A 21,846-nucleotide genomic window follows, 5' to 3' on the forward strand; every position below is an offset into this window, starting at 1 on the left:
GTGACCAGCCCCCGCAGGTCGGAGGTCATGGTCTGCCGGAGTCCACGCGAATCATCTGGAAGTCCCGACCATCGGGCCGGTTGAGCATCTCCTCCATCCGCTTCCGGTCGAAGGGCCACAGATCGATCTCACCGCCGGCGGTCTGGTACCAGGATGTGCACCCGGTGTTCCACACCGTCGGCCCCATCGCGTCCCGCACCGCACGGGCGAACTCCTCGGTCGCCTGGTCGGTCACCTCGACGGCGTCGAACTGACCGAGTCTCCACCACTCGATCCACTGCGCGACGTATCGCGAGGTGAGTTCCGCCGAGTACTGCAGTGAGATCGACCCGGTCGGCGAGTTGGGACCGAGAACGGTGAAGAGATTGGGGAAACCCGGGATCGCGGTCATCCGGTACGCACGCGGGCCGGTCGCCCAGGCCTCATCGAGACTCAGTCCGTCGCGGCCGGTGATCCGCATGGGGCGCATGTACTCGTGGGTGCGAAAACCGGTGGCCAGGATGATCACGTCGACTTCGTGGTGGGCGCCGTCATCGGTACGTATGCCGGCGGGCGTGATCTCGGTGATCGGACTAGTGACCAGCTGGGCGTTGGGGGCGGTGATGGCACCGTAGTAGGTGCCCGAGACGACCTGCCGCTTGCACAGCGGCTCGTCATCGGGGGTCAGCTCCGCGCGGAGCCGAGGCTCGCGCACCTGCCGGCGGAGACTCGACCGCGCGTAGGCCTGCACCGCCCGGCGACGCCAGGTCGGCTTGAGCACCACGTCCGCCAGAATCCCCGACGCCCACAGTGCGGCCGCGTACAGACCCCGCTGCAGTCCCGGCATCCGGCGGAGCAGGGCGGTGAACAGCTCGGGTTGGCGGACGCCCATCGGCGCCCAGAGGATCCACTGCGGGGAGCGGGTGAAGTGCAGTACACGCGAAGCCTCCGGCTGAAGCGCGGAGACGATCTGCACCCCCGTGGATCCGGAACCGATCACCGCGACCCGCGATCCACCGGTCTCGAGCTCCGGGTCCCAGCGGGCGGTGTGCACGACCGGGCCGGCGAAGGAGTCGAGTCCGTCGATATCGGGCACATGGGGGTGGTGGAGCACCCCGGTCGCACACACCACGAAGTCCGCGAGGAGAGACTCCCCTGCCGCGGTGGTGAGGGTCCAGGTGGCGGACTCGTCGTCGTACACCGCATCCGTCACCTCGGTCCCGAGCCGCAACCACCCGTCCAGTCCGCACCGCTCCACCACGTCCCGGTGGTAGAGCCGGATCTCCTCACCGGATGCCCAGACGTGCGACCAGTCAGCTTTCGGCGCGAAGCCGAACTGATAGAGCTGCGAGGGGACGTCGCAGGTCAGGCCCGGGTAGCGGTTCCAGTGCCACACCCCGCCGACGTCGGTGCCCTTTTCGCAGATCACCACATCGATCAGCCCGGCCTGTCGGAACGTGTGCGCGGCGGCGATTCCAGCGATTCCCGCGCCGATGATCACCACGCGGGGTTGTCGCAGACCGGTCACCACTCAGGTCTACAGGCTCCGGCGACCGGATGCGAGGGTTCGCCAGGCCTCGTAGCGTCGGCGATATGCGTGAGCGCGCATGACACGACCAGCGAGAGGAGCCTGACATGAAGGCGGTCACCTGGCACGGCAAGCGCGATGTTCGCGTGGATGAGGTACCCGATCCCAGGATCGAGGAACCCACCGACGCGATCGTCAGGATCACCAGTACGAACATATGCGGGTCCGATCTGCACCTGTACGAGGTGCTCGGGCCGTTCATGAACGAGGGCGACATCCTCGGCCACGAGCCGATGGGCATCGTCGAGGAGGTGGGGTCGGGACTCACCGATCTCTCCCCCGGTGACCGGGTGGTGATGCCGTTCCAGATCTCGTGCGGCCACTGCTACATGTGCGACAAGGGCCTCAACACCCAGTGCGAGACCACCCAGGTCCGTGACCAGGGGATGGGAGCGGCATTGTTCGGCTACTCGGAGCTGTACGGCAGCGTCTCGGGCGGCCAGGCCGAGTACCTGCGGGTGCCACAGGCCCAGAACACGACCATCAAGGTGCCGCACGAGCACTCCGACGACCGGTACCTGTACCTCTCCGACGTCCTGCCGACGGCGTGGCAGGCGGTCGAGTACGCGAAGATCCCCGACGGCGGGACCGTCGTCGTGCTCGGGCTCGGACCGATCGGCGACATGGCCGCCCGGATCGCCTCCCACCGCGGACACCGCGTCATCGGAGTGGACCCGGTCGCCGAACGGCGGGCCCGCCAGGCGCACCGGGGAGTCGAGGTCCTCGACCCCACCGGCGTCCCCGGAGAGCTGGGCGACGTGATCCGCGATATGACCGACGGGCGCGGGCCGGATTCGGTGATCGACGCGGTGGGCATGGAGGCGCACGGATCCCCCGTCGCCACCGCGGCCCACGCGACCGTGGGGATGCTGCCCAAGTTCCTCGGCAAGAAGATGATGGAGAACTCGGGTGTGGACCGACTCGCCGCCTTCTACTCCGCCATCGACATCGCGCGCCGGGGCGGGACCATCTCCCTGTCCGGCGTGTACGGCGGCACCGCCGACCCGTTGCCGATGCTGACGATGTTCGACAAGCAGCTCACGCTCACGATGGGGCAGGCCAACGTCAAGCGTTGGGTGCCGGACATCATGCCGCTGCTCAGCGACGACGACCCGCTGGGAGTGGAGGACTTCGCCACCCACCGGCTCCCCCTCGCGGACGCCCCCCACGCCTACGAGATCTTCCAGAAGAAGCAGGACGGGGCCGTCAAGATCGTCCTCACCCCGTGAGCCCGGGGCCCGTCGGGGGGCGGACGGGTAGGTTCCGGGCATGACGGAACTCGCCCGCCTCCTACTCGTCCGCCACGGCCAGAGCGTGGGGAACATCGCCGACGACGAGGCCCGCGCCGCCGGGGCGCACCGCCTCGATCTGGACTACCGGGACGCCGACACCCCGCTGTCGGAGACCGGGCTCACCCAGGCGTCGGCGGTCGGCACGTGGTTGTCCGCACTACCGGACGAGCACCGGCCGACGGTGTGGCTGACCTCCCCGTACCGGCGGGCGGCGGACACGGCCGCCGCCGCGTTGGAAGCCGCCCGCCTGGACGCAACCCTCCTCACCGACGAGCGGCTGCGTGAAAGGGACCTGGGGATCCTCGACGGGTTCACCGGGCACGGTATCCGTGACCGCTTTCCGGAGGAGGCGGAGCGGCGCGACCGGATCGGCAAGTTCTACTACCGGCCACCGGGTGGGGAGAGCTGGACGGACGTGGTCCTACGCGTGCGCTACCTCCTCACCGACCTGCGGCAGCAGTACGCCGGGCAGCGGCTGTGCATCTTCAGCCACCAGGCGGTGATCATGGGGTTCCGGGTCGCGTTGGAACACATGGCCGAACAGGACATCCTCCACGTCGACCGCGAGGCCCCCCTGCCCAACTGCTCGGTGACGACCTACCGGCACGGCGACGGTTCACTGCGCCTCGAGCGGTATGCCGACACCACGGCCGTAGAGCGGGCCGAGGCCCCCACCACCCGCGAGGGTTCCGCGGCCGACGAGGACGGCCGGTGACCGCCGGCCCGGAGGGCGAGACGGTCGTGCTCACCTCCCATCGCCTGCGGGGCTGGGCGCTTCCCACGCCGGACGGCGACAAGGAGAGCCGCGGCCGGGTGCTCATCGTGGGAGGCGGTCGCACCACGCCGGGCGGGGTGCTCCTCGCGGCGGAGGCCGCGCTGCGCGCCGGGGCGGGCAAACTCCAGATCGCGACGGCATCCTCCGTGGCTCCGGGGCTGGCACTGCAGATCCCGGAATCGATGGCGGTGGGGCTCCCCGAGGACGAGGAGGGAGAACTGTCGCCGGACGGCGCGGAGACGGTCGCCGAGCTGGCGCAGGGGTGCGCCGCTGTGGTCCTCGGCCCCGGTCTCGGCAACGTCGACGTCGCCGGGGAACTGCTCCGCCGAGTGGTCCCCGATCTCGACTGCACGCTGGTCCTCGACGCTCTCGCCCTGGCGTACCTGACCGCGAACCCGGACGGGGTCGCCCACCTCGGGGGTCGCTGTGTTCTCACCCCCAACACCCGGGAACTGGCCAGGACTCTCGACGTCCCCGAGTCCGACGTCGCGGCCGACACCCCCCGGAGCGTCACCGACCTCGCCCGGCGCACCCGGGCAGTGGTGGTCTCCGGGGCGGCCACGTCGTGGATCGCGTCACCCGAGGGCGGTCTCTGGCGTGACGAATCGGGCACTCCCGGGCTCGGGGTGTCCGGCTCGGGTGACGTCAAGGCCGGAGTCATCACCGGGCTGCTCGCTCGTGGGGCGGATCCCGCTCAGGCCGCCGCGTGGGCCACCTTCGCCCACGGCCGCGCCGGTGAACGGCTCGCGGTGCGGGTCGGTCCCACCGGATTTCTGGCCAGAGAGCTGTTGTCGGAGATCCCCCACGTCATGGCTGAGCTCTCGTCCTGAGCATACGTCCACCGTCGCGCACCGGCCACGGGCGCGACCGGCTGCGCCCCGGCGCAGGGACTGGCAGTCTCGGGGTATGAGTTCCACCGACAAGAACCGTGCCGACAGAACCCATGCCGACGAGACCCGTGCCGACGAGACCCGTGCCGAGAAGATCCGTTCCGCCATCGACGACGCCACCGTTCCGGATGCCGACACCCTGCACCGTGCCCGGATGATCGTCGTGGACAAACTCGGGGAGTGGGACAGCCTGAATATCGACGAGATCGTCGAATCGGTCTGCGAGGCCTACGAGGCCCCCTCCGGTGAGCCACTGCGGGTGGCGGACGTGGACCCTGCCGGCCCCGCCACCGACACCCCCGCGATGCGACACCTGCGATACGCGAGAGCCGCGCGCACCGCGCTCATCGATCTGGAACGCGAGGGGATGATCGTCGCGGTGGCCGAGCACCCCGGCGACGCCGAGGCCGATACCCTGCCTGGAGAGCAGACCGCGGCAGACTCGGTCCCCGGCGCCGACGAGGTCACCGCCACCACGGAGACCACCGGTCCCGCCGGCCGGGAATCGGGTGCTGACGAGCTGGTCCTCAGTAGCGGACCGCAGCCGGAGGGTCGACGATTCGCCCTGGCCGCCGGCTGACCGTCGCCGTCAGAGGGAGGTCGGATCAGAGGGAGGTCGTCGACTCCGGGTGGTCGGTCTCCCTGAGTGCCTTCTGCGCGCCCCCGGAGAGGGTGGCCTCGCCGAGCCTGGCCTCGCGGTAGCGGTCGGCCTGTGCCTGGGTGATGGATTCGCGGGCGCCGTCCTTGGCGTAACAGACCGGCACCCAGGCTCCCTGCGAGTCGAGGCGCGCCACGATCCGCTGACGCAGCCGGAACGGCTGGATTGAATCCGACCAGGCGACCAGCAGGTCCAGGTCGGTCCCGCGGGCGTCGGGGAGCGAATCGGTGGCGCAGAAATGCTGCACACTGCGCCAGACGGCGAACTGGGCCCCGGTCACCGAGAGCGGATCCACGGTCGCCGGCCGGGACGACCGAGCCGAACGGCTCCGGGTGGGAGGGCCGGCGGCGGGGCGCTGGGGCGGGGGCGAGGTGTTCTCTCCCGACTCCACGCGCCGGCGGGCCTCCGCCATCCGCTGCTGCCGGCGTTCCGCCGGCGTGCTCTTCTCGCTCGTATCCCAGAAGCCCGTCATGACAACGAACTTTACGCGGGTCCCGGCGGTCTTCACCGCACCAGATCGGCCGGGGGGGGCGGACCTCACATGTCCAGACCGAGGTCCAGCACCGCCACGGAGTGGGTGAGTCCGCCGACGGCGAGGAAGTCGACGCCGCAGCCCGCGTAGTCGGCAGCGACATCCAGACCCAGACCGCCGCTCGACTCCAGCCGGGTCCGGGGTGAGATCGCGTTCCGACGCTGGACCGCCATCTGCGTCTGCCAGACCGGGAAGTTGTCCAGCAGGACCAGGTCCACTCCCACCGCGAGCATCTGGTCGAGTTGCTCCAGGGAATCCACCTCGACCTCGCAGGGCAGGTCCGGGAACCGCTCGCGGACGGCCGCCAGGGCGGGCAGGACCCCACCGGCGGCCACCACGTGATTGTCCTTGACCAGGACGGCGTCGCCGAGGCCGAGCCTGTGGTTGACCCCGCCACCGCATCGCACCGCGTACTTCTGCAGCAGGCGCATACCGGGCATGGTCTTGCGGGTGTCGCGGACGGCGCATCCGGTGCCCTCGAGCCGGTCGACCCAGGCACGGGTCGCGGTCGCCACCCCGGAGAGGTGGCACACGAGGTTGAGAAGGGTCCGTTCGGCGGTGAGCAGACCGCGGGTCGGCGCAGCGATCTCGGCCACCACGTCACCGGCCGACACGCGGTCCCCGTCCCGGGCGTGGAGCGTCACCGAGAAGTCGGCGCCGCCTCCGACGGAGCCGTCACCACCGGGGCCGAGCACCTCGGTGAGGACCAGTTCGATCAGCGGCAACCCGGCCACCACCCCGTCGGACCGGGTCGCGAGACGGGCCGTGGCCCGGGCGTCCGCCGGGACGGTGGCCAGCGAGGTGGCATCCGGGCCGTACCGCAGGTCCTCCTCGAGGGCGCGACGAATCGCGATGAGGGCGTCGGCCCGGGTGTCGGGGTCGAGCAGGTCGTCGTCGTCGCCACCGGAGGCCGACGAGGTCGCGCCCACGGTTACCCCACCCTCTCCCCCGCCGGTCACTCCCCGGATCCCGGGTTGCCGATCGCGATCATCCGCTCGACCGACCCCCGCGCGGCCTCGGCCGTGGCGGGATCGACGTGTACCTCGTCCGCACCCTCGACGAGCGCGCGCAGCAGCGCGGCCGGGGTGATCATCTTCATGTAGGGGCAGCTGGCCTGCTCGTTGACGGGGAGAAAGTCGATCTCCGGGGCGGCCTTGCGCAGCTGGTGGATCATCCCGATCTCGGTGGCCACCAGGACCTCGCGGGAGCCCGAGGCGCGGGCGGCATCGACCATCCCGCCGGTGGACAGGATCTTGACCTGATCAGCCGGGACCGCACCCTCGGTGGCCAGGTGCAGCGCGCTCGTCGCGCAGCCGCACTCGGGGTGGACGAAGAGCTCGGCGCCCGGGTGCGCCTCCGATTTGGCGGCGAGCTGGTCGCCGTTGATGGCGGCGTGGACGTGACATTCTCCGGCCCACACGAAGACGTTGTCACGGCCCGTCTTGCGCCGGACGTGTGCGCCGAGGAACTGGTCGGGCAGGAACAGGACGTCGCGAACCGGGTCGATCGACTCGACCACGTCGACCGCGTTGGAGCTGGTGCAGCAGATGTCGGTGAGCGCCTTCACCGCGGCGGTGGTGTTGACGTAGGAGACCACCACCGCGTCGGGGTGCTCGGCCTTCCACTCCGCCAGTTGCTCGGCGGTGATGGAGTCGGCCAGCGAGCAGCCCGCGGCCTCGTCGGGGATGAGGACCGTCTTGTCCGGAGAGAGGATCTTGGCGGTCTCCGCCATGAAGTGGACCCCACAGAAGACGATGGTCGACTGTTCGGCCTCCGCCGCGATCCGCGACAGGGCCAGCGAATCCCCGACGTGGTGGGCGATGTCCTGGATGGCGGGGACCTCGTAGTTGTGCGCGAGGATCACCGCGTCGCGCTCGGCGGCGAGACGGCGGATCTCAGAGGCCCACCGGGCGTCGGGCTCTATGCCTGTGTACACCGCGCCGTCGTGACGGATCCCGGCGGCCAGCGGCGACTCCAGTCCGCCGACGGTGCTCTCCGGCCGCGGCGCGACCGTGGTGCCGTGTCCTGTGGCAGTGCTCATCGCTGCCCCCTCCCGGGTCGGTTCTGCAGACCGGTACGTCACCGGCCTTGTTTTCGACTTACAATCGAAAACATGCCCAAGTGTAACACCGGTCACGAGGTGCTCGTCGTCGTGGGTCAGGTCCGCCGGGTCGCCCACCCCACCTCCCACGCCCTGCACGTGATGCTGTGGCAGCACACGCTCGGCCCCGCGGCCGGGCGGTGGGCGCTGCCCGGCGGCGAGGTCGGGGACGACGAGGACCTGGCCACCTCCGCCACCCGCCAGCTCGCAGAGAAGGTGGACGTGCGCTCGTTGAGCCACCTGGAATCCGTCGCGGAGTTCTCCGACCCGTCGCGGATTCCCGGTCGGCGGGTCTTCGCCTCAGGATTCCTCGGTGTTCTCCCCAGTGACGCCGACCCGGACATCCCCGACGACACCGCGTGGTTCCGGGTGGACGATCTTCCCGACACCGTCTTCGATCACGCGGAGATCGTCGCCCGTGCCCGGGCCCGACTCGCCGCCAAACTCTCCTATTCCACGCTGGGCTTCGCGCTCGCACCGGAGGAGTTCACCCTCTCCACGCTGGCCCAGCACTACGCCGCTGCCCTCGGCCACCCGGTCGATCCCACGAACCTCCAGAGGATCCTCACCAGGCGGGGCGAACTGGTGCGCTGCGGACGAAGCGCACCGCCGGGCCCCTCGGGCGGTCGACCCGCCGCGCTGTACCGATTCGCCGAGCGCAGACTGCGGATCACCGACCAGTTCGCGACTCTCCGTCCACCGGTCGACGCCCTCGCCGAGGCTCGCGGATGAGACTCAGTCCTGACGGTCAGTGGACACCGACTCCGGGGGCACCCCGTCCGGACCGTCCGCGCGCTCCCCGTCGTCCCGCAGCTCCGGCGAGTGGCTGACGTGGGCCAGCGTCGCCACGGTGAAGGCCGCGATCATCGCACCGAAGGCCAGCCACCCGGCGCCCGGCGGAAACCAGTCCCACGACGGCCCCGTGGTCCCGTAGATCATGCGGTCGAAGAACAACGCCCCCGCCGTGGGCGGCTGCGCCACCGCCGTTCCGTACGGGGCGTTCTCCGCGGTCGGGGCCAGGAGCGCGGCCACCGGTGAGGCCGCGGCCGCGGTGACCGAGCACGTCAGTCCGGGCAGCAGCATGAGGACGGGGACGCCCCATGGGCGACGCAACCCCGGGTGGCGGTGCCACAGGGACAGGACCGCGCACACCACGGCGGCCCCCAGCAGGACGATGAGCATCAGGAGCTGGCTCCCGCCGTCCGCTCCGGACTCCGGGAGCCGCACTCCCCTCCCCCCGCCGACCGAGAGCAACTCCGAGCGGGGGGCGGCCACGACCCACACCAGCAGCGCGACGACGGCCGGGCCGACGACTCCCACGAGGGTCCCCACGGCGCGCCACGGCGGTGAGCTCAGCATGCGCCGGACTGTACCAACGCGGGCGGGGTGAACCGTCTGTGGTGTAATCGGACCCGGTTCCACCACGCTCTGACGCGGCGCCACCACGGTTTTCGGTGCGCGCGCTCGCAGGGCCGGGGCGCCAGCACAGCCCGGACGACTCGTCAGGAAGTACCCGCCAGTGGCCACCAGCACTCCGAACCCGCCGGCTCGCCGCCGGCGCCGGAAGATGGCCTACCGGCACGACATCGACGGTCTGCGTGGCCTGGCCATCGCACTGGTCGTGGTGTTCCACATCTGGATGGGGCGTGTCTCCGGCGGCGTGGACGTGTTCCTCACCCTGTCCGGGTTCTTCTTCCTGGGATCACTCCTGCGCGGCGCCGGCCTCCCGGGTACCCCCCTCAATCCACTTCCCCACCTGAAGCGGCTGGTCCGGCGCCTGTATCCGGCGCTCGTGGTCACGGTTGCGGCGACCGTGGTGGGGACCATCCTCATCAAACCCCCGACCCAGTGGTCGGCGATCTTCGAACAGACCGTCGCCTCGCTGTTCTACTATCAGAACTGGGAACTCGCGCTCACCTCCCAGGACTACGCGGCAGCCGACGCCACCATCTCGCCGCTGCAGCACCTGTGGTCGATGTCGGTCCAGGGCCAGTTCTATCTGGTGGCCCTGGCCGTCGTCCTGGGCCTGACCGCGGTGTGGCGACTCGTCGTGAAACGCGGGACTCCCAAATGGATGCTGCTCGGGGTGGTGCTCGCGGGCACCGTCGCCTCGGTCTGGTGGTCCGCGTACGGGCAGACGGTCAACCAACCCTGGAACTACTACGACACCGGCGCCCGGATGTGGGAGCTGCTCGTCGGCGGTCTGGTGGCCATCGTGTTGGCCGGGGTGGTCCTTCCGTGGCCGCTGCGCATGCTCACCACGGCCGCCGGCCTGTTCATGGTCGTGAGCACGGGCTTCTTCTTCGACGGTGCCGCCTACTTCCCCGGCCCCCTGGCCTGGTATCCGATCGGCGGCGCGCTGCTGATCATCCTCGGCGGCAACCTCCCCGACGGTGAGCGTGCGACGCCGCGGAGGGACCCGGTCACCTGGCTGCTGTCCGGGCGGGCGTTCCGACGGCTGGGCGACATCTCGTACTCCCTCTACTTGTGGCACTGGCCGATCCTCATCCTCTGGCTGTCCTACGACCGCCAGGCCGAGATCACGCTGGTGTCGGGGTCGGTGATCGTCGCCGCCTCGGTGGTGCTGGCCCTGCTGACCGAGAAGTACATCGAGCGACCCCTGCGGATGGCCAGCCGGGCGCGGAGCCGGACCACGCCCGCGGCCCAGAAGCGCGACTCGCTCCGCAAGGGGTCCGGTCGCTCCGAGCGGGACCAGCGGCGCTTCGTGCGGGCCACCGCCCTCGTCGTGGTGTCCGCCGTGGCCAGCCTCAGCGCAGTCGGGTGGTGGACGGTCACCTCGACCTCTCGCTCGGCGGTGCCGTACGTCGATTCACTCACCGACCCGGACCACCCCGGGGCCCGCGCGTTCTTCGACGGCGTCCCGGTCCCCGAGGACGCCGGCTACGTCCCCTCCCTGCTGCAGGTGGGCAACGACCTGCCCATGAGCACCCTCGACGGCTGCATCTCCAACTTCGAGTCCTCGGAAGTCGAGATGTGCGTGTACGGCGACGTGACCGCACCCCGCACCATCGCGCTGGTCGGCGGCTCGCATGCCGAACACTGGATCAGCGGCCTCGACGAGGTCGGCCGCCACTACGGTTTCCGAGTGGTGACGCTGCTCAAGATGGGCTGCCCGTTGACCCTGGACGCCTCGGTGTCCGACAGCGACGAGTTGCTGTACGAGAGCTGCGCCGAATGGACGCCCGCCGCGCTGGCCGCGCTCGTCGGCCTGGCACCGGACTTCGTGTTCACCACCGCCACCCGACCGGTGGGGGTCGTGGGCCCGGATGTCACCCCACGCCAGTACGTCGACCTGTGGCGGGCGCTCGACGAGCAGGGCATCGGCGTGATCGCCATCCGTGACACCCCGTGGCTCAACCAGGGACGCGGCCCGATCCGGGCCGGGGACTGCCTGGGAGACGGCGGCACCCCCGAGGAGTGCGGGATGCCCAGGGAGCGGTCCATCGCGCCCATCAACCCGGCGGCGCTCGCCGGTGCCGGGATCGACTCGGTCCGACTCATCGACCTCACCGACGGCCTGTGCGACGCGGGGAACTGCCCCGTCGTGGTGGGCAACGTCATCGTCTACCACGACTCCCACCACCTCTCGGGATCGTGGGTACGGTCCGCGTCAGGCGAGCTCGCCCGGCAGATGGGGCCCGCGACCGGCTGGTGGTGAGCGTCGGGGGCCCGGTACATCGGCACGAGTCCGGATAACCACTACTGTTGGGCGTTGTGACCAACGACGACACGCAGCAGTCCGCCCCAGAGCTCATTCGTGCCTGGCCCGGTAGCGCCTTCCCCCTCGGCGCCACGTACGACGGGACCGGCACCAATTTCTCTCTGTTCTCGGAGGTGGCCGAGCGTGTCGACCTGTGTTTGATCGACCGGGACGGCCGTGAGACCTGCGTCGAGCTGACCGAGGTCGACGGCCACATCTGGCACTGCTACCTCTTCGGTGTCACCCCGGGTCAGCGCTACGGATTCCGCGTCCACGGACCGTACGAACCCGAGAACGGGTTGCGGTGTGACCCCTCGAAATTGCTGTTGGACCCGTACGGCAAGGCCTTCGACGGCGAGTTCGACGGCCACCCGAGCCTGCACAGTTACGACCTGGACGACCCGACCAAGCGCAACACCGAGAACTCCCTCGGCCACACCATGACCACCGTCGTGATCAACCCCTACTTCGACTGGGGGAACGACCGCGCCCCCCGGCACGAGTACCACAACACCGTGATCTACGAGGCCCACGTCAAGGGCATGACCGCCACCCACCCGGACATCCCCGCCGAGATGCGCGGCACCTACGCCGGCATGACCCACCCGGCGATCATCGACTACCTCACCGACCTCGGGGTCACGGCGATCGAACTGATGCCGGTCCATCAGTTCATGCAGGACCAGCGCCTCATCGACATGGGGCTCCGCAACTACTGGGGGTACAACAGCTTCGGGTTCCTGGCCCCGCACAACGAGTACGCGTTCGCCGCGAAGCCCGGGGACGCGGTGAGCGAATTCAAGGCGATGGTCAAGGCGTTCCACGACGCCAACATCGAGGTGATCCTGGACGTGGTCTACAACCACACGGCGGAGGGCAACCACATGGGGCCCACGATGGGGTTCCGCGGTATCGACAACCAGGCCTATTACCGACTCGTCGAGGGCGACGAGCAGCACTACATGGACTACACCGGCACCGGTAACACGCTCAACGTCCGGCACCCGCACTCCCTGCAGCTGATCATGGACTCGCTGCGGTACTGGGTCCTGGACATGCACGTCGACGGTTTCCGGTTCGATCTCGCCTCAGCCCTGGCCAGAGGGCTGCACGACGTCGACCGGTTGTCGTCGTTCTTCGATCTGGTCCAACAGGACCCGGTGGTCAGCCAGGTCAAGCTCATCGCGGAACCGTGGGACGTGGGCGAGGGCGGCTACCAGGTGGGCAACTTCCCGCCACTGTGGACCGAATGGAACGGCCAGTTCCGCGACACCGTCCGCGACTTCTGGCGGGGAGAGCCCGCCACTCTCGGGGAGTTCGCCTCCCGACTGACCGGCTCCTCGGACCTGTACGAGAACACCGGCCGCCGCCCCACCGCGTCGATCAACTTCGTCACCGCCCACGACGGCTTCACCCTCAACGACCTCGTCTCCTACAACGAGAAGCACAACGACGCCAACGGCGAGGACGGTAACGACGGCGAGAGCCACAACCGCTCCTGGAACTGCGGGGTCGAGGGCCCCACCGACGACCCTGAGGTGCTGCGCCTGCGGCACCGGCAGCGACGCAACATGCTGGCCACCCTCATCCTGTCGCAGGGCACGCCGATGATCGCGCACGGGGACGAGATCGCCCGCACGCAGGGCGGCAACAACAACGTCTACTGCCAGGACAATGAGATCGCCTGGATGAATTGGGAACTCGACGAGGGCAAGGAGAGCCTCCTCGAGTTCACCCGCACCCTCGTCCGACTGCGGAGGGACCATCCCGTCTTCCGTCGGCGGAGGTTCTTCGGCACGGTGTTGCGGGACGACGAGGACCCCCAGGACATCGGCTGGTTCAGTCCCGACGGCTCGGAGATGACCCACAAGGACTGGGATTCCGGTTTCGGCAAGTCCCTGGCCGTCTATCTCAACGGCGAGGGCATCCACGAACCCGACGAGCGCGGCCAGCGCATCGTGGACGACTCGTTCCTCCTGCTGTTCAACGCCCACCACGAGCCCATCGAGTTCTCGTTGCTGGGGCCCGAGTACGCACAGTCGTGGGAGGTCGTCCTGGACACGGCGGACCACCTCGAGGAGCGCACCGGTGAGCTGGGGTCGGACGAGTCGATCACGGTGGCCGATCGCGGCACGATCGTCCTGCGCAAGGTCTCCTGATCGTGGCCCACGCGGACCGGGCCAGGACCGGAGCGCTGAGCAGGGGTGCGGCCCTGGCCAGCACCTACCGTGTCCAACTGCGGACGCCCGCCTCCGATCCGGAGGGCCGGGGGTTCGTCCTGGCCGACGTCGAGGACCTGGTCCCCTATTTGGCCGATCTCGGCGTGGGCTCGGTGTACCTGTCGCCCATCCTCGAAGCCACCCCGGGATCGACCCACGGGTACGACGTGGTGGACCCGACCAGGGTGGCGGCGGAACTCGGCGGCATCGACGCCCTTCGCTCGCTCCGGGCCACCTGCCGGGAGCACGACCTGGGCGTGGTGGTGGACATCGTCCCCAACCACCTGGGGGTGGACCGTCCGGCGGCGAACCGCTGGTGGTGGGACGCGCTGCGCCGGGGCCCGGAGTCGCCGTACTTCACGTACTTCGACTTCGACACCGAGGCCGCCAACGGGGCGGACGGCCGGATAGCGATCCCGGTGCTGGGGTCACCGGAGGACGTCGAGCAGCTCGTCGTCGTCACCCCCTCCCGCACCGACACCGACACCGACACCTCCGATACCGACGGCGCCGAGACCGAGCTGCACTTCTACGACCATCGCTTCCCGGTGGCCCCTGGAACCGGGGACGGGACCGCGCAGCAGGTGCACGACCGCCAGCACTACCGACTGGTCCACTGGCGGGAGCCGCTCCTGGGCTACCGGCGGTTCTTCACCGTGACCGGGCTGGCGGGCCTACGCCAGGAGGACCCCGCGGTCTTCGACGCCACTCACGCCGAGGTGCGCCGCTGGTGCGAGGAGGACCTCGTCGACGGGATCCGGGTCGACCACCCGGACGGGCTCGCCGACCCGGTGGGCTACACGCGACGGCTCCGCGAGCTGGCCGGCGACGACCGGTGGCTGTTGGTGGAGAAGATCCTCGCTCCCGCCGAGGTGCTCGACCCCGCGATGCCCGTCGACGGGACCACCGGGTACGACGCGCTCCGCCTGATCGACCAGATGCTGGTCGATCCCGCCGGCCAGGCGCGGTTGACCGAGCTGGCGTCCCGGTACTGCGGCGGCCCCGGTGACGAGGAGCAGGTCCACGAGCAGTCCGCCCGCCTCAAGCGGCAGATCGTCCTGGAGGACCTCGCCCCCGAACTGGGGCGCCTGACCCGCGCGGTGCGGCGGGACGCCGCCCTCGGCCGCGAGGCGACCGAGGTGACGGGTGACGACGACGAGGCCCTGCTCCGCGAGGCGCTGGTCTCGGTGATCGAGCGCACGCCCGCCTATCGCGCGGACTATCCCGTCCTCCGCGGGACCCTGCCGGCGATCTTGGACGGCCTACACCGCGACCGCCCCGAGCTGGCTCCCGCGCTGGGTCTCGTGGCCGGGGCCCTGGCCCGTGGAACCGAAGCCTCGGCCCGGTTGGCGCAGGTGACCGGGGCGGCCACGGCGAAGGCCGAGGAGGACCGCCTGTTCTACCGGCTCGGCCGCCTGGTCTCGCTCAACGAGGTCGGAGGCTCGCCGGGCCGCATGGGTCTGCCGGTGGAGGCGTTCCACCTCGCGATGGCCGAGCGCGCGCTCGCCTGCCCGCTGGCCATGACGGCGCTCAGCACCCACGACACCAAGCGGGGCGAGGACGTGCGGGCCCGCATCTCCGTACTCTCCCAGCTGCCCATGCAGTGGGCGCAGCTCGTCTCCGAGGTGTTCCGGGCGTTCCCCCCGCCCGCCGAGGACGCCGGGTACTTCCTCCTCCAGGTGATCGTGGGCGTGTGGCCCGCCGGCGACGATGCGGAGGGCGACGACCGGGAGGACGACTACCTGCCCGACGACCTGCGGTCCCGCCTGCACGATTACGCCGAGAAGGCCCTGCGTGAGGCGGCCGTGCACACCACCTGGACCGATCAGGACGGCGACTTCGAGTCCGCCGCCCACGGGTGGATCGACGCGCTGCTCGACTCGGGTGGGGCGCTGCTCACCCCGTTCGTCGAGCGCATCGCCCCCGCCGGACGGGACAACTCGTTGATCGCCAAGGCGGCGCAGCTGCTGTCCCCCGGGGTTCCGGACGTTTACCAGGGCACGGAGGTGTGGGAGGACTCTCTGGTCGACCCGGACAACCGCCGGTTCGTGGACTACGAGCCCCTGCGGTCCGGTGCGGTGGCCCGCAGTGGGCACCCCAAGTTCGCGATGGTCCGCGAGGCGCTGCGCTTCCGTCGTGCGCACCCGGCGGCGATGGCTTCCGGCGCGCACGTCCCGCTTCCTGTGCGGGGGCCCGCCGCCGCCGACGTGGTGGCGTTCACCAGGCTCGTCGACAGGGGTGCCGCGGTGGGCATGATCGCCAGTCGGCGCACCGCGGTGGTCGGGGCCGGCGAGTTCGGCGGAACCGAGGTCCTGCTCCCAGAGGGAACCTGGGTGGTTCGCCCGGGTGGCTCGGTGATCTCGGGTCGGGTGGACGTCGGCGACCTGCTGGTCGGGTGCCCGGTCGTGCTGATCGTCCGCGACGACGTCTGACCGCGCGGGGGTCTACCCGCGGCCCTGGAGGCGGTCGGTCTCGCGTCGCTCTCGCTTGGTCGGTCGCCCCGCTCCCCTGTCCCGTCGCGGTTGTGAGGCCAGTACCTCTCTCGGCGGCGGCGGGGGCGAGTGGTCGATATAGCAGGTCGCGGCCACCGGCGCGCCCACCCGTTTGTTGACCGTCCGCACGACCTCGAGGACGCGAATCCGGCCGAGGGTGCCCGTCACCTGGACGCGATCGCCGGGCACGACGGGCTTCGACGGCTGCACCGCCTCGCCGTTGACCTTGACGTGCCCGCCGCGGCAGGCCGCCGCCGCCTTGGTCCGCGACGGGAAGAGCCGCACCGACCACGTCCACGCGTCCACCCGCACCGCCATACGGGGAGGATAGCGATACCGGTCGCCGCTCGCCGTTCGCACCCGGTCCGCCCCTCGGACTGCGATCCACCCTCGTAGCTCGGGGGGCAACTCGCAATTGGATGGGCGGATCATCCACAGCGGTGAGATGTGGTGTCAAGGGAGGTCGGTTACCGGGTTCATCCTCATGCTGCCGCCGCCAGCAGCACGCGCCGGATCCGTTCGGCCAGCATCCACGGCCTCTCCAGATCTGCCCACCTCCAGTGGATGACCCGATATCCGAGGGCGACGAGCTCGGCGTCGCGATCCTTCTCCCTCGCGAGTCGACGTCTCACCTCCCTGAGATCGTTTCCGTCGAAATACTTCCCGAACCCATCGCATTCGCCGATCACCCCGTGTTCGCGCCAGAGGAAGTCGACGCGGGCGACACGATTTCCATGTGTGTCGATGATGTTCTCCTGGGTCGCCGGCCTCGGCAGGCCGTGATCAGAGAAGGTCAACCTGCTCAGTGTCTCGGCAACGCTCTCGCTCCGACCGTCCATCAGCTCCATCGCCGCCCGAGCCTTCTTGATTCCGCTCCTACCCGCCGCCCGGTCCAGGGCGACGTGCAGTGAGTCAGCAGTGGCCAACTCGCCGTGGGCAGCGGCATCGGCCGCCGAGACACCCGCGTCCCGCCCACAGGATCTTCCGATGTCGACCACCGTCCGATCTGGCGAAGTGACCTGAAGTCCGCCGATGGTCACGATCTCGTCCGCGTCGAGCGGCGACACGTCGTGTCTCGTCAGCCTCGTGTTGCGCGATCGCTGGGCGTGGCCGTTGCGGGACACCGACACCTGCCGAAGTGGCAGTCCCCATGCGGGGAGTCCCAGCACGAGTGCGGCCGACCAGTGGGTGAACACCGGCGCCGTGAGACATCTGTCAGTGGCGAGGACCATGAGGAGGTGTCGATCGTCCCGGCCTAGTTCTCGGGCGGCCGCGTCGACGTAGAACCCTGGTCTCAGACGGACCATCGCGCCGGTGGACACCGCTCTGCTGAGAGCCTGGGCGCTGACGCCCCTCGCTATCAGGTCGTCTGTGGTCAAGAGGCGTGAACGCAGTTCTTCGATTCCGGTCATGCATTCATGCTGTGCCACGGTTCTGTGGCGGGCCGTCGAGTCCGGTATGCGCCCAACGATGGTGTGGATGGATTCAGCGCGAGTGAATCGCCGCCGTTCGCGCATTCCGACGCGCTCACCACCAGAATCACCTGCGAGACGGGGCGCCCCGACGAAGCAATGGACGATCACATGCCGGACGACCCCGTGGTTGCACGATGCACCCCGAGCATCGCTATCTGCCCCCGGAGCTACGCGGGCGGGACACACCCAGAGGGGCGCATCGTGGCGGAAGCGGCGATGGCGGGCGCGGCGTGATGGCGAGGGCGGCGTGATGGCGGGCGCGGTGGGCGGTGGCGGGCGCGGTGGGCGGTGGCGGGCGCAGGTCGCGAGGCGCCCCGTGCGAGACTGGCGTCACAGTTTCGCGCCATTACCTGGAGGGTCCATGACCGACGCCGCCGCCACGCTCGAGCAGATCCTCGACGACCGCTACAGCTGCCGAGGGTTCACCTCCCAGCCGGTCCCAGAGGAGACGATCGACCGGATCCTGCAGATGGCCCAGCGCACGGCGTCGTGGTGCAACTCGCAGGCATGGCAGGTCGAGTTGGTGAGCGGCCAGGCGACCTCCGGGTTCGCCGCGCACCTGACCGAGTACGTGCTGAACAACGGCATGCGGTCGGACCTTCCGGCACCCGAGCGCTACGACGGCGTGTACGACGAACGTCGACGAGACAGCGGCTACGGCCTCTACACCGCGCTCGGCATCGAACGGTCGGACAAGGAGGCGCGGCTGACGCAGATGCTGGAGAACTACCGGTTCTTCGGCGCCCCACACGTCGCGGTGATCACCTCGGACGCGGGCCTGGGCACCTACGGCGCGGTGGACTGTGGGGGTTACGTGGCGACGTTCCTGGCGGCGGCGTCCTCACTGGGTGTGGCCACGTGCGCCCAGGCCGCCCTCGCGCTGTACTCCGACGGGGTCCGCGAGTACCTGGGGATCGGCGACGACCGGATGATCGTGTGCGGCATCTCCTTCGGGTACGCCGACCCGGAGCACCCGGCCAACGCCTTCCGGGCCGGCCGCGCGGACCTCACCGACGTGGTCCGCCGCCACGGCTGAGCGGGACCGGTGGTCCACCGCCACGCCTGACCAGGGACCGGACCCGGTCCGTCAGTAGAGCTCGCGGTTCTTGGGCTTGCCCGAGATGGCCTGTCGCACCTGGTTGCCCTTGTAGATCGTCACTATCCCCGCCAGAATCGCCACCACGGTGAAGAAGGAGCTGGCGAACAACGCGATCGGCAGCGCCACCACAGTCACGCCCAGCGCGATCGCCGTGGTGCGCGCATCCTTGCGCACCTGCTGCTTCTGGGCCTCGATAGAGTTCGGCTGGTAGGGCTGCATGCTCATACCATCAGGATTCCATATCCCGGCGACTTGCCGCGTTCTCGGTGGTCGCCACCCCTGCGGGCGCCCATTCGACGCCTCCGGGGGTCCGGGTCGCCAGGATCGGGCCCAGCACCTCGAGGTCCCCGGCCACTGTCAGCACGACCCGCCCGCCGTACTCCACGCCGAGCACCTGCGCCCCCGCTGCGCGGACGGCTCCCTCCAGTCCCCCTGCCAGTGAGTGGTCGACCTCGGCCCGCCACGCCGGGGTTCGTGTGACCTCGACGATCCGACCCGCCCGCCACGCCTCGTCGAGGGCGGAGGAGACCGCGGAACCGTACGCCCTCACGAGCCCGCCGGCCCCGAGCTTGGTTCCGCCGAACCATCGCACGACCATCGCCCCGACCCCTGTCATCCCACTTCCACGCAACACCTCCAGCATGGGGGTGCCGGCGGTTCCGGAGGGCTCGCCGTCGTCGTTCGAGCGCTCGATCCGGCTGGCCCCGGGGACGTCCACGAGGAAGGCGCTGCAGTGATGGCGCGCGTCCGGGTGGGCGCGACGGAGCTCGGAGAACAGGTCGCGGGCCGTGTCCTCGTCGTCACACCTCCTCATCACGGCGACGAACCTCGAGCGCTTCTCCTCGTACGTGCCCGTGACGTCCGGGCCGGCGGACAGCCTGAGCACACGAGTCGCGGAGTCGGTCATCGGACCAGTATCGCCGCGCCGCCCCCGCTCGCTCACATTCCCTACCCTGGGGGTGTGACCTCCGCGAGCAGTGACACCTTCTCCGTCTGGGCGCCGACAGCCGACGCCGTCGGCCTGGTCCTGGACTCCGCCGACGCCGACCCGTTTCCCATGACCCCCGCCACCGACGGCTGGTGGTCCTCGACCGTCGTGCGGGAGCAGGGCAGGGACTACGGGTTCGTGGTGACGGGCGACGACGGCGAGACGAGCGATCCGCGTCCCGACCCGCGGTCGGCCCGTCAACCCGATGGCGTGCACGGGCTCTCACGGGTGCACCGGGTGGATGCCGCCCGCTGGACGGACGCGCGCTGGACAGGTCGCCAACTGGCGGGGTCGGTCCTCTACGAGATGCATGTGGGCACCTTCTCCCCCGGCGGCACCCTGACCAGCGCGATAGATCACCTCGACGACCTGGTGGAGCTGGGCGTCGACATGGTCGAGGTGATGCCGGTGGGCGCGTTCAACGGCGAGTACGGGTGGGGCTACGACGGGGTGGCGTGGTTCGCCGTCCACGAGCCGTACGGCGGGCCGGACGCGTTCCAGCAGTTCGTGGACGCCTGCCACGCGCGCGGACTCGCGGTGTGCCTGGACGTGGTCTACAACCACCTGGGCCCGTCCGGGAACTACCTCCCGGAGTTCGGCCCGTATCTGTCCGCGGCCGACGGGCCGTGGGGCTCGGGGCTCAATCTCGACGGCCCGCACTCGGGCGAGGTGCGCCGGTACATCATCGACAACGCCCTGCGCTGGTTCGACGAGTTCCACGTGGACGCCCTGCGGTTGGACGCGGTCCACGCCCTGCACGACGGCTCGGCCGTGCACCTGCTCGAGCAGTTGGCGGTGGAGGTCGAGTCGCTGTCGACCCACCTCGGACGACCGCTGTCCCTGATCGCGGAGTCGGACCAGAACGACCCGCGGCTGGTCACCTCCCGCGAGGGCGGCGGGCTGGGCATCACGGGGCAGTGGGACGACGACGTGCACCACGCCGTCCACGCCGCGGTCTCCGGGGAGCGCCAGGGCTACTACTCGGATTTCGGCTCCCTCGAGGCGTTACGCCAGGTGCTCACCGGGGCCTTCCTGCACGCGGGGACATGGTCGGCGTTCCGGGGCCGGGTGCACGGCCGCCCGCTGGACGTCGAACGTGTGCCGGGCAGCCGCTTCGTCGCTTACACCCTGACCCACGACCAGGTGGGTAACCGCGCCGCGGGCGATCGGCCGTCGGTCAACCTCACGCCGGCGCAGCAGCTGGCCAAGGCCGCGATCATCCTGTGCTCCCCCTTCACCCCGATGCTGTTCCAGGGCGAGGAGTGGGGCGCCCGGACCCCGTTCTGTTTCTTCACCTCGCACCCCGAACCCGAACTCGCCGACGCCGTGCGCCGGGGACGGACCCGCGAGTTCGCCGAGATGGGATGGGACCCGGCCACCGTGGCCGATCCCCAGGACCCGGAGACGTTCCGGCGGTCGGTGCTGGACCGGTCCGAGCAGTCGGAGGACCAGCACGCCGGGATCCTGCGCGGGTACCGCGAGCTCATCGCGCTACGGCGGGCCCAACCCGAGCTCAGCGATCCGTGGCTCGGGGCGGTGGGCGTGCGGTGCGGGGTCGAAGCCGACGACGGTCGCTGGTTGATCGTCCACCGCGGCTCTCTGGCGTTGGTCGTGAACCTGGGAACCGAACCGAGCAGGGTCCCGGTCACCGGCGAGGAGGTGCTCACCTCGGGAGCGGTGGTCGACCACGACTCCGTCTTCTGTCAGGCCTTCGGGTTCGCGGTGGTGCGCACCAGCCCGGTGACGGGGTAGACCGGGCTCAGGTCAGGTACTCGTACGCCGCGGTTCCGGGCTCGAGCCGCTCGGCTGGTTGATCGTCCACCGCGGCTCTCTGGCGTTGGTCGTGAACCTGGGAACCGAACCGAGCAGGGTCCCGGTCACCGGCGAGGAGGTGCTCACCTCGGGAGCGGTGGTCGACCACGACTCCGTCTTCTGTCAGGCCTTCGGGTTCGCGGTGGTGCGCACCAGCCCGGTGACGGGGTAGACCGGGCTCAGGTCAGGTACTCGTACGCCGCGGTTCCGGGCTCGAGCCGCTCG

19 protein-coding genes and 1 pseudogene are annotated in these 21,846 nt (G+C 70.1%); 11 read left to right on the forward strand and 9 right to left on the reverse strand.

Features of this window, described 5'->3' with window-relative positions; all coding sequences use genetic code 11:
* Positions 1-25: 25 nt before the first annotated feature.
* Entirely contained in the window at positions 26-1,510 is a 1,485-nt protein-coding gene (locus H483_RS25465) for an NAD(P)/FAD-dependent oxidoreductase (protein WP_017836109.1), read from the reverse strand.
* A gap of 104 nt (positions 1,511-1,614) precedes the next feature.
* Between H483_RS25465 and H483_RS25470 the strand changes: the two genes are divergently transcribed.
* The 4 genes from H483_RS25470 (at position 1,615) to H483_RS25485 (ending at position 5,104) form a co-directional block, all read left to right on the forward strand.
* Positions 1,615-2,796: a zinc-dependent alcohol dehydrogenase gene (locus H483_RS25470; protein WP_017836110.1), complete on the forward strand. Its 1,182-nt coding sequence runs from the start codon at positions 1,615-1,617 to the stop codon at positions 2,794-2,796.
* A gap of 40 nt (positions 2,797-2,836) precedes the next feature.
* Positions 2,837-3,574 carry a histidine phosphatase family protein gene (locus H483_RS25475; protein WP_017836111.1) on the forward strand — a complete coding sequence of 246 codons (738 nt, stop codon included), beginning with the start codon at positions 2,837-2,839 and terminating at the stop codon, positions 3,572-3,574.
* Positions 3,571-4,464, forward strand: coding sequence for an NAD(P)H-hydrate dehydratase (locus H483_RS25480; RefSeq protein WP_017836112.1), 894 nt, complete (start codon positions 3,571-3,573; stop codon positions 4,462-4,464). Before H483_RS25475 ends, H483_RS25480 begins: the two co-directional genes overlap by 4 nt.
* 76 nt (positions 4,465-4,540) lie before the next feature.
* The gene (locus tag H483_RS25485) at positions 4,541-5,104 is read left to right on the forward strand and encodes a hypothetical protein (protein ID WP_017836113.1); all 564 of its coding nucleotides are present in this window, start codon (positions 4,541-4,543) and stop codon (positions 5,102-5,104) included.
* Between the two features lie 25 nt (positions 5,105-5,129).
* On the opposite strand, the gene H483_RS25490 is transcribed toward H483_RS25485, so the two are convergent.
* From H483_RS25490 to nadA, 3 genes are all read right to left on the reverse strand, one after another.
* Positions 5,130-5,654: a hypothetical protein gene (locus H483_RS25490; RefSeq protein ID WP_042329165.1), complete on the reverse strand. Its 525-nt coding sequence runs from the start codon at positions 5,652-5,654 to the stop codon at positions 5,130-5,132.
* A gap of 65 nt (positions 5,655-5,719) precedes the next feature.
* A complete protein-coding gene (gene nadC / locus H483_RS25495; RefSeq protein WP_017836115.1) occupies positions 5,720-6,643 on the reverse strand; it encodes a carboxylating nicotinate-nucleotide diphosphorylase in 924 nt (307 codons plus the stop codon).
* A gap of 26 nt (positions 6,644-6,669) precedes the next feature.
* Positions 6,670-7,755, reverse strand: coding sequence for a quinolinate synthase NadA (gene nadA / locus H483_RS25500; protein ID WP_017836116.1), 1,086 nt, complete (start codon positions 7,753-7,755; stop codon positions 6,670-6,672).
* Positions 7,756-7,827: 72 nt separating this feature from the next.
* On the opposite strand from nadA, the gene H483_RS25505 reads away from it, so the two are divergent.
* Positions 7,828-8,547: an NUDIX domain-containing protein gene (locus tag H483_RS25505; RefSeq protein ID WP_017836117.1), complete on the forward strand. Its 720-nt coding sequence runs from the start codon at positions 7,828-7,830 to the stop codon at positions 8,545-8,547.
* 3 nt (positions 8,548-8,550) lie between these two features.
* On the opposite strand, the gene H483_RS25510 is transcribed toward H483_RS25505, so the two are convergent.
* A complete protein-coding gene (locus tag H483_RS25510; protein WP_193746850.1) occupies positions 8,551-9,174 on the reverse strand; it encodes a hypothetical protein in 624 nt (207 codons plus the stop codon).
* Between the two features lie 160 nt (positions 9,175-9,334).
* Here H483_RS25510 and H483_RS25515 point away from each other — a divergent pair, with 160 nt between their 5' ends.
* The 3 genes from H483_RS25515 to treY are packed head-to-tail and all read left to right on the forward strand — an operon-like array spanning position 9,335 to position 16,187.
* A complete protein-coding gene (locus H483_RS25515; protein WP_017836119.1) occupies positions 9,335-11,494 on the forward strand; it encodes an acyltransferase family protein in 2,160 nt (719 codons plus the stop codon).
* A 56-nt stretch (positions 11,495-11,550) separates the two neighbouring features.
* Positions 11,551-13,695 (forward strand): glycogen debranching protein GlgX, encoded by a 2,145-nt coding sequence (gene glgX, locus H483_RS25520; RefSeq protein WP_017836120.1) that lies wholly within the window; start codon positions 11,551-11,553, stop codon positions 13,693-13,695.
* Between the two features lie 2 nt (positions 13,696-13,697).
* Positions 13,698-16,187: a malto-oligosyltrehalose synthase gene (gene treY, locus H483_RS25525; RefSeq protein ID WP_017836121.1), complete on the forward strand. Its 2,490-nt coding sequence runs from the start codon at positions 13,698-13,700 to the stop codon at positions 16,185-16,187.
* Between the two features lie 12 nt (positions 16,188-16,199).
* Here treY and H483_RS25530 read toward each other — a convergent pair whose 3' ends face one another.
* Together H483_RS25530 and H483_RS25535 are read right to left on the reverse strand one after the other, a co-directional pair.
* On the reverse strand, positions 16,200-16,565 hold the full coding sequence (locus H483_RS25530; protein WP_017836122.1) for an RNA-binding S4 domain-containing protein: 366 nt from the start codon (positions 16,563-16,565) through the stop codon (positions 16,200-16,202).
* Between the two features lie 164 nt (positions 16,566-16,729).
* Complete coding sequence (locus H483_RS25535; RefSeq protein WP_017836123.1) at positions 16,730-17,659, reverse strand: type IV toxin-antitoxin system AbiEi family antitoxin domain-containing protein; 930 nt, start codon at positions 17,657-17,659, stop codon at positions 16,730-16,732.
* 424 nt (positions 17,660-18,083) lie between these two features.
* On the opposite strand from H483_RS25535, the gene H483_RS25540 reads away from it, so the two are divergent.
* The gene (locus H483_RS25540; protein ID WP_017836125.1) at positions 18,084-18,758 is read left to right on the forward strand and encodes a nitroreductase; all 675 of its coding nucleotides are present in this window, start codon (positions 18,084-18,086) and stop codon (positions 18,756-18,758) included.
* A gap of 51 nt (positions 18,759-18,809) precedes the next feature.
* On the opposite strand, the gene H483_RS25545 is transcribed toward H483_RS25540, so the two are convergent.
* Positions 18,810-19,046, reverse strand: a complete 237-nt coding sequence (locus H483_RS25545) for a hypothetical protein (protein WP_017836126.1) — start codon at positions 19,044-19,046, stop codon at positions 18,810-18,812.
* Between the two features lie 4 nt (positions 19,047-19,050).
* Positions 19,051-19,728 (reverse strand): YigZ family protein, encoded by a 678-nt coding sequence (locus H483_RS25550; RefSeq protein WP_017836127.1) that lies wholly within the window; start codon positions 19,726-19,728, stop codon positions 19,051-19,053.
* Positions 19,729-19,782: 54 nt separating this feature from the next.
* Here H483_RS25550 and treZ point away from each other — a divergent pair, with 54 nt between their 5' ends.
* Positions 19,783-21,561, forward strand: a complete 1,779-nt coding sequence (treZ, locus tag H483_RS25555) for a malto-oligosyltrehalose trehalohydrolase (RefSeq protein WP_017836128.1) — start codon at positions 19,783-19,785, stop codon at positions 21,559-21,561.
* A 52-nt stretch (positions 21,562-21,613) separates the two neighbouring features.
* A pseudogene (locus tag H483_RS39530) lies at positions 21,614-21,793 on the forward strand (hypothetical protein); the annotation flags it as partial.
* Positions 21,794-21,846 lie beyond the last annotated feature (53 nt).

Origin of the sequence: Dietzia sp. UCD-THP (genome assembly GCF_000349585.1) — a bacterium.
Taxonomy (GTDB): domain Bacteria; phylum Actinomycetota; class Actinomycetes; order Mycobacteriales; family Mycobacteriaceae; genus Dietzia; species Dietzia natronolimnaea_A.